The organism is Gordonia mangrovi, assembly GCF_024734075.1.
Classification (GTDB): domain Bacteria; phylum Actinomycetota; class Actinomycetes; order Mycobacteriales; family Mycobacteriaceae; genus Gordonia; species Gordonia mangrovi.
Map to the genome: position 1 here is coordinate 308,698 of NZ_CP102850.1, position 12,310 is coordinate 321,007.

Consider the following 12,310-nt stretch of genomic DNA (forward strand, 5'->3'; position numbering starts at 1 on the left):
GGTTCAGTTCCCGGGTTCGGGGATGGCCCGACCGTCCTGGTCGGGTGCGACGCCGTCGTGGGACACCAGCGCGCCGGTCCGCGACAATGACGGACCGGACCCGAGCAACGAGATCACCGACCATGGCGCCTTCGCGGGGCTCTCCCCCAACCCCAGGATCTCTCCGGCCTCGGCGTCGGCGACGCCGAAACGAATCCCGACGTCGCTGACGAAGTATCGCGATTCGGCCCGGTCGCTGTCGGGTTCGGCGCCGGTCACCTGGATGTATTCGCCGGTGCCCGGACGGAGGTAGACCTGGTCGACGCCTGGGCCCGGACCGTCTGCGGAGGTGACCTGGACCGGCTCGGCGCCGTCCGGCAACGGTAGGGCCCGACCGATCAGCAAGCGGGTGGTGGCGGCGGGATCGTCGGCTCCCCGCGACCAGGCCTGGCACAGGGTGCCCGCCGTGTCCACATCCACCAGATCCGGTGTGCGCTCGGGGAAGTCGTCGACGGGCAGGCGTGCGGATGTCGGGGTGGCCGCAATCTGACCCGGCGCCACCGTCTGGACCGGGGCGGTGCCGTCGCGGTCGGCGAGCCGCAGGATCTCCGCCGTCGACTCGGTGATCTGCTGCACTCCGTCACGCAGGACCACGTAGTAGCTCGTCCGATCGTCGATGCCGACGGACTTGATCACCGAACCCACTCGGATGTCCTCGTCCCCGAGGCCGCCGGGCCGACCCTCGCCGCTGATCTCGGGCACCTCGATCGGGTCGACCTCGGGGAAGGCGTTGAGCAATCCGGCGCTCATCTGCCGGGGTGTGGCGTCCTCGAGACCCAGTGCCCGCATCACCGGGACACTGTCGGTGTCCACCGTCGCCCGCACCGTCTGCGGGCTGCCGTCACGCATCACGGTGTACACGAGAAATGTGGTGCCGCCGTTGGTGATCAGGACCGCGTCGTCGTCAGTCGCGGCGTCGATCGAACCGCCCAGCTGCGGCCGCTCACCGATGACCGTCAGCGTGATCGACTCCCCGGACACATTGGGTGAGACGGTGGCCGTGTCGCATACCGTCCAGTACGACTCGCCGCCGTGTCCCGACGCCGGCAGCGCGCCGGGCGCGCCGGGGATCCCGAGCAGCGGACCGCGCGGATAGGACGCGAGTTTGCCGTCGCTGACCGACGCCGGGGACTCACTGCTGCCGGTGATCAGGCGGGCCGACGCGAGATTCAACACCGGATGCAGGGTGCCGTCGATGACGACGTAGTTCCCACCGCCGTCCTTGCTGACGGCGATCTTCGCGTCGCCCACCGAGCCCTGTGGCCGGATGAGACCCCACACCCCGCAGCCGCCGAGCACGAGAAGGCCGAGTACGGTACCGACGAGCAGCGCCTGGATTTGTGAGCGCATCGGATCGTGCAGCATCCGCACGTCTCGCCGAACCAGTGCATGTTCCAGACGGCGCAGCAGGAAACGGTAACCGTTCACCTGCGCCCTGGTGGTGAGCTGCCGGGCCATCGTCCCCCTTCCGACTGCGTGGCAGACACGGGCATATCCCCGGTCACCGAGTATCACGTGGTCACCGAGGATTCGCCGCGTAGTAGCGTAGCCGATACGTTTCCGCGGGTGTCGTGGCTGTCATCCGGAGAACTGAGGGGGGTTCCATGGTGATGCGGGGCGCACCGACAACTACCGCGACGAGCCCGCGACCCACGCGGTCGTCGGCGACAGTCGAGCAGCCCGAGGCCACGCACCGTGGGCGCCGGAATCTGCCGCTGCCCACCCTGGTGCTGATCGAGGGGGTGCTCGCGGCCGGACTCGTCGGGTGGGCGGTGAGCGGGTCCTCGCTCGGATGGATCGCGCTGATCATCGCAGCACTCGCCTCATTGGCGCTCATTCCGCTGCGCGGGCGCCGCTCGATGGCCGGCGCCTGGTCGCACCGTGCCGGCTTCCGCTGGGCTCGGGCCCGGCGGGCCACCACCGACCTCATACCGGCATCCTTCGACATCCCGGCCGGACCGCAGACCGGACGCACCCCGCTGCGGACCCCGACCTCGGGAACCGACACGATCGGGGCCCGATGGGTGGGCGACACACTGATCACCGTGCTCCGGGTGTCGCCCGGGACGCCTGCGGTGACCTATCTGACGCCGGCCGGCGCGACGGTGAGCGATCCGACCGGCCAGCTGGTGCCTCTCGACGCGCTCGCCGAGTGCATCAACCCGTTCGACATCCGGTTGGACTCCATCGAGGTCATCAGCCACGGTGTGCGCAGTTGGGGTGGTGGCCCGATCGCCCAGACCTACCACCGCACGCTGGGCCCGCTGGCCGCGACCGCCCACCGCTCGGTGCTGGTGGTGCTGCGTCTCAATCCTCTCGATTGCGCAGACGCGGTGGCCCGTCGCGGCGGCGGCGCGGTCGGAGCACTGCGGACGGCCACCATCAGTACGCGTCGCGTGGCCAACCGGCTGTCCGAGAGCGGCCTGCGGGTCGCCGTCCTCAATGCCGCCGAGATCACCACGGTCACCACCCAGTTGTCCGAGGGCGCACCGATCGACGACATGGGCGAAGAATGGGATTCGATCGCCGCCGGCGACCTGCGGTTCCGTAGCGCGCTCATCGACCCGGCCGTCCTCGACACCGTGTTGTCGACGATCTGGGTCAACACCGCACTGTCGACCACCACCACGGTGCGACTACGACATGATTCCGAGGGCGGACTCGAGGTCAGCGGGATGGTCCGGTTCGCCGAACTGCCGTCGGCGGGCCGTGCGGTGGATTCGCTCCCGGCGGGTCTCACCGTGCTGGAGGGATATCAGTTCGACGCCCTCGCCGCGAGTCTGCCCATCGCGGTCCCCGGCCGCCTCGACCGTCACCTCCACGGGGCGCACGGCGATGATGCGCTCGCGCTGCTGCGTGCGATACGGATACCGGCCGGCGGCTGCGGACAACTGGTGGGCGCCGACCACAGCGGCCGCGCCGTCGCCGTCCCGCTGCTCGGCCCGGATGTGCGGGCGGTCGCGGTGTGCGCCGGACCGCAGGTGGTCGGCCAGGTGATCCTGCGGGCGATCGCGATCGGCGCCGCGGTCACCGTGCACTCCGTGCGGCCGACGCACTGGCAGAACCTGATCGCGCAAGTGGGTGATCAGCGTCGGCTCGCGTTGAGTTCCGATCGGGTCCAGACGCCGATGGGTCACCGCGTCGCCGTCTACGACGGACTCACGCCACCTCCGGCCGAGCCGCACACGACACACCTGACCGTCCTTGCACCCGGTGACCCGCGGGTGACCGACCTGGTGCCCGACGCCGCTGTCATCGTGCGTCAGAATCCTCGCGCGCCACAGGACATCTCGGTCACAACGGCGCACGAACGCGTGGCCGTGACGATGGTCGCCACCCCCGACGAATGGAAGATGCTCGGCCGCTAGCCGACCGGGACGAGCGCCCGGAAGAACACCGCCCGCGACGACGAGGCGTGCACCACCACATCGGGTTCGGAATCGGCGATCCACACCGCCTGCCCGGCGCGGACCGTGATCGCTCGACCACCCGCCGGTCGGACCTCGATCGTGCCGGCCAGTACCGCCAGAATCTGCGGGCCGGGCATGTCGAAGCAGATCGACGACGCATACCGCAACCCGGTGCCGTCGAGTTCCACCCGCGACAACCGGAATTCGGGTGCGGCGGTCACGTAGACGCGTTCGGCACCGACGGTGCGCACCGACGGGACGAGATCGTCGACAGCGGCGGGAGTGAAGTCGAGGACGCGCAGCAGTTCGGGCACGTCGATGTGCTTCGGGGTCAATCCCCCGCGCAGCACGTTGTCGGAGTTCGCCATGATCTCCACGCCGGTACCACGCAGGTAGGCATGCAGATTCCCGGCCGGCATATACAGTCCCTCACCCGGCTCGAGATGAATCCGGTTGAGCAACAATGACGCCAGTACCCCCGGATCACGCGGATAGACCTCACCGAGTTCGAGGACGGTGCGCAGTTCCGCGGCGAATCGCGGTGTCCCCGAGCTGAGGAGTTGCACCGCAGCGGCCAGTACCGCCGGCACCAGCGTGGTGATGGTGGCGTCCGGCAGGGTCAGCCAGGTGGTGAACAGTGCCCGCAGACCCTCTGAATCTGGTTGCCCGGCAAGCATTCCGAGATAGGGGTCGAGTTCGGCCACCTGCAGCTCGCGGAGTAGCTCGACGGTCTCGGACGGATCGCGGAATCCGGCCAACGCCTCGAACTCGGTGAGCGCCACCATGAGTTCGGGTTTGTGCCAGGGATCCCGGTAGTTGCGATCGGAGGCATCGATGGGCAGGCCCAGCGCATTCTCCCGCTCGTACCCGTCGCGCGCCTGGTCGGCACTGGGATGCGCCTGCAACGACAACGGCTCCTCGGCAGCGAGCACCTTCATCAGGAACGGCAGCCGACCGCCGAATCTCTCGACTGTGTGCGCACCCAACATCGCGGCCGGGTCCGCGTCGATGGCGGTCAACAAGTCGGTGTCGATCTGCCCATCGGCGTCGAGGCAGGACGCCGGGCCGGCCGGGTGCGCACCGAACCACAATTCGGCCTCCGGGTGCGGAGACGGTACCGCCTTGCCCCGCATCGACGCGATCGCGGTTCGGGAGCCCCACGCGTAGGGCCGCACGACGCCTTCCAGAGTTCTCATCACCTCAGGTCCTGATCAGCCGGAGATACACGGCAGCCATCTCGATCCGCACCACCACCAGCAGCAGGGATTCGATGTCGGCCGGGGCGTCGGCGGCCGCTTCGTCGGGCGCCGGCGGCGCCGCCGTGCCCGACGGTGGCGTGGCGTCACCCGGTTCGCCGGTCAGCACGTCGAGATCGCCGATCGGCTCGAGGCGCCGGCGCAGATACCATTCCCGTCCCGGGGTCGTGACCGCGAGGACACGCGGCGGCGACTCCGCGGCGGGGCCGTCGAGCTCGGGGTCGTAGAAGATCGAATCGGTGGGGGCCGAACCGGTGCGCTCGGACCATTCCCGGTTCACCCGCACGACGTCGCCGATCTCGGCGCTCGCCGAGATGACGCCCGCCAGCGCGATCAACGCCCGGGAGGCCTGCGCGGCCACCACCGCGGTCGCGGGGGTGTCGCCGACCCAGAGAACCGAGCGCCCGTCGAGTCGCCCGGCGAGGGCCTTCGCACGGTTGTGGAAACTCTCCTGACGTGGATGGTTGGCGCCGGCCTCCGCGTCGATGGCGTCGGCGAGCTCGGCCAGACCGGGAGCCCGGCCCGTGAAGCGGACCTGCGACAGCGACGCGACAACCGCCAGCAACGCTGCGACGAATCCGGGGAACCGGAAACGCGGATCGACTCCGACCCGCGGCGACAGATCGATACCGTTACCACCCAGCGCTTCCCGCAGTGGACCTTCGACCGGCGCGGCGACCACGACCTCCGCGCGACGACGCAACGATCGCGCCGCGGCATCGGCGAGCATCATGTCGCCGGCATCGTCGCCGGCGATCACCACCACATCGAGCGGACCGATCCAGCCCGGCAGAACCGAGCCACACACGATGGGGACGTCGACCCGAGCGCCCACCGCCGCGGTCACCAGCGCGGCCGCGGGCGCCGCAGCACCGGTGGCCGAACACACGATCACCACGCTGCGCGGACGGAGGTGCCCGAGAGGGTCCAGCACACCTTCACGGTGCGCCTCGGCCACCGCGCGCACCTGGGCGCCCGCGAGAGCCGCCGCCGGCAACAAGCCGTCCACGTCGGCATCGATCAGCTCCTCGACGTCATCGAGGTCGAGGGAACCGGTGCGCATGACATCTAGCCTAACCACGGAGCCGACCCGCCAACCACTTTGCCGATCGCCCGGGCACGACGCCGGCCCCGGCCGCGCCGTCGGCGGGCGAACCGCCACGGATTCGGCCGTCGCCGATCAATGCACTCAGTCGATGGGGTCGGGCAGCACCCGCAGATGCCCGCGCCGTCCGGGTCGCGGCCGGGCCGAATGCGGCGAGCGACCCGTCGGCCCCTCGGCCGGCGGCGGGGGTTCCGGCGACGACACCCCGCGACCGCGCCGATGGCGACCGGACGGCGTGTCGTCCACCGGGTCGAACAGATCGGGAAAGCCCGGCGCCACATCGACGCGGTCGGACCCGCCGACCTCTCGGACCGCCTCGGCGAGCGCGGTGAGCTCGTAGTCCTCGGCGATCGGCGCGGAGAACCCGCTCTCGCTGCGCAGCATCTCCCAACCTCGCGGCACGGTGATCCTTCGGGCATGTTCGTCGCACAGATCCCACGAATGCGGCTCGGCACTGCCGGCCAACGGACCGATCACCGCGGTCGATTCGGCGTAGACGAAGGTCAGGGTAGCCACCGCGGAACGGGCGCAGCCGGGCCTGCAGCACTGTCGGGGGAGCTTCACGCAGTCGAGGTTAGCCCCGCGGGGCGGTCGCCGCCCGCGGCGACACGCGCGCACGGCGAAACCCACCTCACCCGAGACAGCGCCGTGACAACTACCTACACTCTCGACATGCGCTTCGATCCGCCCCGCCCGTCGCGTGGCCGTGCCGACGACCCACGCGGTCGTGGGCAGGATGGGCGGGGGCGGGTGAACCAGATCCGCGGCCGGTCCACCGAGTCGCGAACCGGTGGGCCCGCCCGTCGGTCCGGCCGGCGGATGGGAGTGCGCGACCGGCGCGGGCGAGGCCTGCGCTCACCGTTGTTGCCGCAGTCGGTGCCGGCGTTCGCCAGCCGGGCCGATTCGTTCGACGTGGTCGCGCTCGAAGCGTTCGCAGAGATCGATGCGCGCTGGCACGAGCAACTCGTGGGACTCGACATCGCCGTCGACGACATCCCGCGCATGCTGCCGAGAGATCCGGAGTCGATCCAGTGGCCCGACGAGGTCACCGCCGACGGTGCCGTACCGCTGGCCCGCCTCATTCCCGCCGGCGTCGATGTGACCGGTCAACCGACCCGGGCCCAGATCATCCTGTTTCGTCGGCCGTTGGAGATCCGCGCCAAGCGTGGTGCCGATCTGCTGGAGCTGGTGCACGAAGTGCTGGTCCAGCAGGTGGCCACCCACCTCGGCGTCGACGAGGACACCGTCGACCGCGGACCGGAGTGAGTGCCGGCCCGATGACCCCGGCCGCGCGATCGGGACGATCCGGTCCGGTCAGATGAAGCGGGTCAGATGATCCCGCGCTTGAGGCGACGCCGCTCACGCTCGGAGAGGCCGCCCCAGATGCCGAAGCGCTCGTCGTTGTGCAGTGCGTACTCGAGGCACTCCGACTTCACCTCGCAGCCCTGGCAGATCCTTTTGGCCTCGCGCGTCGACCCGCCCTTCTCGGGAAAGAAGGCCTCCGGATCGGTCTGCGCACACAACGCGCGGTCCTGCCACTGCTCCTCGACCGCGTCGAAGAGGTCGTCGAAGTCATTGGGCACCAGGGAAAGATGGCGGCGCTGAGGCCACGGCGAATTCTCCACCGGCTCAGCGGAATCCACGCTGATCATCGTCGGCATGGACGAATCAGGGGCCAGCCCAATGGGATTGATCCCCATGTCGGCCCCGGCAAGCTCTTCCGTCCGATCGATCGGCGCGGCAGGGCTGTATTGATCGGAAACATTACGTGGTTCAAGGGGATTGCCGATCGGGTTCTCAAAAGCCATCGTCGGCGCCTCCTAGCTCGAGAGTCTGTCAGTTCCAGTTACCGCCGGATGCGGCCACCCTGCCGCTCCGCCGCATCTGCCCACACCGTCGATCTCACCGCGTGTCCGGGTGCATACCCTCCGAGCCCTTCGAACATGTGAGCGAAAGCCTTGCGCTCCATCGATTCTCGATCTCGAAACTCGGAATGACACTGATGTGATTACACACGGCCGAGGCCATCGCGGTCAAGTTAAACCGAAAGATTCCTTATTACCACCTGTATTCGGGATCCCTCGGTCCGACACGGACCGGCGGGTGGACATCTGCAATCTCACAGATTGTCGATCTCCTCCCCCCAGAGTGGCACCCATGATAGCGAATGCCGCGGCAGATGGACGCCCCCTTGTCTCCCCACCCACCGTGACCTCCACCTTTCGGCGGACGCACCGCGGTCGCGAGATCCGGTCCGGACATCACTAGAGTGAACAAGGTGAGAGTGACGGTCCTCGTGGGCGGCGTCGGTGGCGCCCGTTTCCTGTCCGGCGTGCGGGAGATATTCGGCCCCACACCCTTTCCCGATCCGGTCGACGATGCCGATGGCCGGGAGCACGAGGTGACCGCGATCGTCAACGTCGGCGACGATGCCTGGATGCACGGTGTGCGCATCTGCCCGGACCTCGACACCTGCATGTACACCCTCGGCGGCGGCATCGACACCACCCGCGGCTGGGGCCGGACGGGCGAGACGTGGCACGCCAAGGAGGAGTTGGCCGTTTATGGTGCCGACCCGGATTGGTTCGGCCTCGGAGACCGCGACCTGGCCACCCATCTGATCCGCACCCAGATGCTCGATGCCGGCTACCGACTCTCCGACGTGACCGCCGCCCTCTGTCGCCGATGGCAGCCCGGGGTGCGCTTGCTGCCGGCCACCGACGACCGGCACGAGACCCATGTGGTGGTGGCCAAACCCGACGGCGACGAGGGCGACCGGGTGGCGATCCACTTCCAGGAATGGTGGGTCCGCCATCGCGCCCGCATACCCACCTTCGGATTCGCACAGGTCGGCTCGGACGACACCCGGGCGGCACCGGGGGTCGCCGAGGCGATCGCCGACGCCGACGTCGTACTGATCGCCCCGAGCAATCCGGTGGTCAGCATCGGCGCAATCGTGAGCGTGCCCGGCATCCGCAGTGCGCTGCGGACCACATCCGCGCCGGTGGTCGGCATCTCTCCGGTGATCGACAATCGGCCGCTGCGTGGGATGGCAGATGAATGCCTGTCGGTGATCGGTGTGCAGTCCTCCGCAGAAGCCATCGCGGCCCACTACGGCGCCCGCAGCGGCAACGGAATCCTCGATGGCTGGCTCGTGGCCGAGGGCGACCACGCCGTCGTCGACGGCATCGCCATCGGCTCGGCGCCGTTGTTGATGAGCGATCCGGCCGCCACCGCGCAGATGGTGCGCGATGCGTGTGCACTCGTGGGCGTCACCACTCCCGACGTGAACCTCGGCCCCGCCGGAGAGCCGTCATGACCGGTGAAACCGGCCCGGTCGATCACGCGGCGACCGCCGGCCTCGAGATCCGGCCGGTCACCGGCCTCGGCGAGTTCGCGGCCGGTATGGACATCGCCGCCGAACTCCTCGCCGCGGCCCCGTGGCTCGCCGACGGCGACGTGATCGTGGCGACCAGCAAGATCTTCTCCAAGGTCGAGGGGCGCATGGTGACCGCGCCGACCGACCCCGATGAGCGAGATGCCCTGCGCCGCCGGTTGATCGAGGCAGAATCGGTGCGGGTTCTGGCGCGCAAGAACCGAACCCTGATCACCGAGAACCGCAACGGCCTCGTGCAGGCCGCCGCCGGGGTCGACGGCTCAAACGTCGCAACCGACCGACTCGCACTGCTGCCGGTCGACCCGGACGCCAGCGCGGCCGCCCTCCGGAGTCGCCTCCGGGAGCTGGCCGCGCTCGACGTGGCGGTGGTGGTCACCGACACCATGGGCCGGGCCTGGCGCAACGGCCAGACCGACGTCGCGATCGGTTCAGCGGGGGTGGCCGTCTCCCATCCCTATGACGGCCGCGTCGATGCGCACGGCAACCCATTGATCGTCACCGACATCGCCGTCGCCGACGAGATCGCCGCTGCGGCCGACCTCGTCAAGGGCAAACTCGGCGGCGTGCCCGTGGCGGTGATCCGTGGCCTGGATCCCATCGACGATGGTTCGCGAGCGGCCGACCTGGTCCGGCCCGCCGAGGAGGATCTGTTCCGGCTCGGCACCGCCGAGGCGATCGAGGTCGGCCGACGCGAGGCGCTGCTGACCCGCCGATCGGTCCGGTCGTTCGCGCCCGAACCCATCGACAGCGAGATCATGCACGCCGCGTTCGCGGATGCGTTGACCGCGCCCGCCCCCCACCACACCCATCCCGTCCGCTTCGTCTGGGTGCGGTCCGGGGATCGACGAGCGCAGCTGCTCGACGAGATGCGGCAGGCCTGGCGTGTCGATCTGGAGGGCGATGCGAAGTCACCGGAGTCGGTGACCAGGCGACTGAACCGAGGCCAGATCCTTTACGACGCACCGGAGCTGGTGATCCCCTTCCTGGTTCCCGACGGCGCCCACGAGTATCCCGACGCGCGACGCAACGCCGCCGAGCACACGATGTTCACCGTCGCCGCGGGCGGCGCGGTGAACGCACTGCTGGTGGCGTTGTCGGTGCGCGGGGTCGGCAGCTGCTGGATCGGTTCCACCATCTTCGCACCGGAGGTGGTGCGCCGGGTGCTCGAGCTCGACGCCCGCTGGCACCCGCTCGGTGCGGTCGCCGTCGGCCGACCGCTGACCGACAGCCCGACGCGCGCACCCGCCGACACCGCGGGCCTGGTGATCGAGCGATGAGCGTGTCGTCGCTGCATGCGTCGACGGTGGCCGCCCTGGAGTCGTGGGGTGCTCCCGGGGCCGAGCAGGACTCGTTGCGACACACCTACCTCGCATTCCTGGCCGCGTCCCCGGATGCCTGTCTGCGTGCCAGCGAACCTGGCCACATCACCGCGTCGGCGATCGTCTTCGACGCGACGCTGCGCCATGTGCTGCTGACGCTGCATCCGCGGGTGGGCAAGTGGATTCAGCTCGGCGGCCACTGCGAACCCGACGACGCGACGATCGCGGACGCAGCCGCCCGGGAGGCGGGCGAGGAGTCCGGTATCGCGACCCTGCATCTCTCGTCGTCGCCGGTGCACCTGCACACCCACCCGATCACCTGCTCGCTCGGCCTGCCGACCCGGCATCTCGACGTGCGCTACGCCGCCGTCGCCGAGCCGACCCCCGACGGATCGCCCCCACCGATCGTGCGCAGCGACGAGTCGATCGATCTGGCGTGGTGGTCGATCGACGCACTTCCCGACAACGCCGACAACGCCGACGTGCCGGAGCTGATCCGACAAGGCCTCGACGTCCTTCGGTAGCCGATACGGTCCTGCGGGCGTCGCAGACGTGGACTCAGACGCGGAAACCCTTGCCCACGGTCACGACACCCCCGCCGCTCACCGAGAATCGCTCCCGATCGGCGGTGGCGTCGACCCCGAGCTGCACCCCTTCACCGACCGTGACGTTCTTGTCGAGGATGGCGTGACGAACCACGGCGCCCTTGCTGATCCGCACGCCGGGCATCAGCACGCTGCCCTCGACGATCGCACCGTCTTCGATGACCACATTCGCCGACAGCACCGAGTCACTGACGGTCCCGGCGGAGATGATGCAGCCGGCGCCGACCACCGAATCCTGCGCGGTACCGCCCTGGACGAACTTCGCGGGCGGCAGATTGACGGTCTCGCCCCGGATCGGCCAGCGCTGGTTGTAGAGATTGAAGACCGGATGCACGGACACCAGATCCATATGGGCGTCATAGAACGCGTCGAGCGTACCGACGTCTCGCCAGTATCCCTTGTCCCGCTCCGTCTCCCCCGGCACCTCGTTGTCCTTGAAATCGTAGACGTATGCGCGTTCCCGTCGCACGAACGCCGGGATGATGTCGCCACCCATGTCGTGGTCGGAGTCCGAGTCGGCGGCGTCGGCGCGGATCGCATCCACCAGGGCATCGGTGGTGAACACATAATTGCCCATCGACGCAAAGGTGACGTCGGGATCGTCCGGGGTCCCGGGCGGCTCGGCCGGCTTCTCCAGGAATCGGGTGATCCGGCCCGACGCATCGGAGTCGATGCAGCCGAACGCGGTCGCCTCGGCCCGGGGGACCCGGATGCCGGCGACGGTGACGTCGGCGCCCGAATCGATGTGGGCCTCGACCATCTGCGAGGGATCCATCCGGTAGACGTGATCGGCACCGAAGACGACGATGTACTCGGGCCGCTCGTCGGTTATCAGGTTCATCGACTGGAAGATCGCGTCGGCGCTGCCGGTGTACCAGCGCGGGCCGAGCCGCTGCTGCGCGGGCACCGGGGTGATGTACTCGCCGTGAAAGCCCGAGGAGAACCAGGTCTGGGAGATGTGACGGTCGAGTGAATGAGACTTGTACTGCGTGAGAACACAGATGCGTTCGTAGCCGGCGTTGACGAGATTGGAGAGCACGAAGTCGATCAGGCGGTAGGAACCGCCGAATGGCACCGCCGGTTTCGCACGATCCATCGTCAGGGGGTACAGGCGCTTCCCCTCACCGCCTGCGAGAACGATTCCGAGCACGTGCGGCTGTGATCTCACATGGTCCAACT

At 69.1% G+C, this 12,310-nt stretch carries 11 protein-coding genes; 5 read left to right on the forward strand and 6 right to left on the reverse strand.

Annotation, left to right across the window (positions count from 1 at the left end; all coding sequences use genetic code 11):
- Positions 1-3 precede the first annotated feature (3 nt).
- Positions 4-1,497: a type VII secretion protein EccB gene (eccB, locus tag NWF22_RS01465; protein ID WP_160900937.1), complete on the reverse strand. Its 1,494-nt coding sequence runs from the start codon at positions 1,495-1,497 to the stop codon at positions 4-6.
- A gap of 146 nt (positions 1,498-1,643) precedes the next feature.
- Here eccB and eccE point away from each other — a divergent pair, with 146 nt between their 5' ends.
- Positions 1,644-3,407: a type VII secretion protein EccE gene (eccE, locus tag NWF22_RS01470; RefSeq protein WP_233750883.1), complete on the forward strand. Its 1,764-nt coding sequence runs from the start codon at positions 1,644-1,646 to the stop codon at positions 3,405-3,407.
- On the opposite strand, the gene manA is transcribed toward eccE, so the two are convergent.
- From manA to NWF22_RS01485, 3 genes are all read right to left on the reverse strand, one after another.
- On the reverse strand, positions 3,404-4,645 hold the full coding sequence (manA, locus tag NWF22_RS01475; RefSeq protein ID WP_160900936.1) for a mannose-6-phosphate isomerase, class I: 1,242 nt from the start codon (positions 4,643-4,645) through the stop codon (positions 3,404-3,406). The genes eccE and manA overlap by 4 nt on opposite strands.
- A gap of 4 nt (positions 4,646-4,649) precedes the next feature.
- The gene (locus tag NWF22_RS01480) at positions 4,650-5,768 is read right to left on the reverse strand and encodes a hypothetical protein (RefSeq protein ID WP_160900935.1); all 1,119 of its coding nucleotides are present in this window, start codon (positions 5,766-5,768) and stop codon (positions 4,650-4,652) included.
- 126 nt (positions 5,769-5,894) lie between these two features.
- On the reverse strand, positions 5,895-6,374 hold the full coding sequence (locus tag NWF22_RS01485) for a DUF3499 domain-containing protein (protein WP_160900934.1): 480 nt from the start codon (positions 6,372-6,374) through the stop codon (positions 5,895-5,897).
- A 255-nt stretch (positions 6,375-6,629) separates the two neighbouring features.
- Here NWF22_RS01485 and NWF22_RS01490 point away from each other — a divergent pair, with 255 nt between their 5' ends.
- Positions 6,630-7,076 (forward strand): metallopeptidase family protein, encoded by a 447-nt coding sequence (locus tag NWF22_RS01490; protein WP_160901444.1) that lies wholly within the window; start codon positions 6,630-6,632, stop codon positions 7,074-7,076.
- A 62-nt stretch (positions 7,077-7,138) separates the two neighbouring features.
- Here the strand turns inward: NWF22_RS01490 and NWF22_RS01495 are convergent, their stop codons facing one another.
- Positions 7,139-7,396: a WhiB family transcriptional regulator gene (locus NWF22_RS01495; protein ID WP_171011557.1), complete on the reverse strand. Its 258-nt coding sequence runs from the start codon at positions 7,394-7,396 to the stop codon at positions 7,139-7,141.
- A gap of 692 nt (positions 7,397-8,088) precedes the next feature.
- On the opposite strand from NWF22_RS01495, the gene cofD reads away from it, so the two are divergent.
- From cofD to NWF22_RS01510, 3 genes are read left to right on the forward strand one after another with little or no spacing between them, the layout of a single operon-like run.
- Positions 8,089-9,129, forward strand: a complete 1,041-nt coding sequence (gene cofD, locus NWF22_RS01500) for a 2-phospho-L-lactate transferase (RefSeq protein WP_160900932.1) — start codon at positions 8,089-8,091, stop codon at positions 9,127-9,129.
- Positions 9,126-10,484 (forward strand): coenzyme F420-0:L-glutamate ligase, encoded by a 1,359-nt coding sequence (locus tag NWF22_RS01505; RefSeq protein WP_160900931.1) that lies wholly within the window; start codon positions 9,126-9,128, stop codon positions 10,482-10,484. The genes cofD and NWF22_RS01505 overlap by 4 nt, the downstream gene beginning before the upstream one ends.
- Positions 10,481-11,050 (forward strand): NUDIX hydrolase, encoded by a 570-nt coding sequence (locus NWF22_RS01510; RefSeq protein ID WP_160900930.1) that lies wholly within the window; start codon positions 10,481-10,483, stop codon positions 11,048-11,050. The genes NWF22_RS01505 and NWF22_RS01510 overlap by 4 nt, the downstream gene beginning before the upstream one ends.
- Before the next feature lie 34 nt (positions 11,051-11,084).
- Here NWF22_RS01510 and glgC read toward each other — a convergent pair whose 3' ends face one another.
- Positions 11,085-12,299: a glucose-1-phosphate adenylyltransferase gene (glgC, locus tag NWF22_RS01515; protein WP_160900929.1), complete on the reverse strand. Its 1,215-nt coding sequence runs from the start codon at positions 12,297-12,299 to the stop codon at positions 11,085-11,087.
- Between the last annotated feature and the right edge of the window lie 11 nt (positions 12,300-12,310).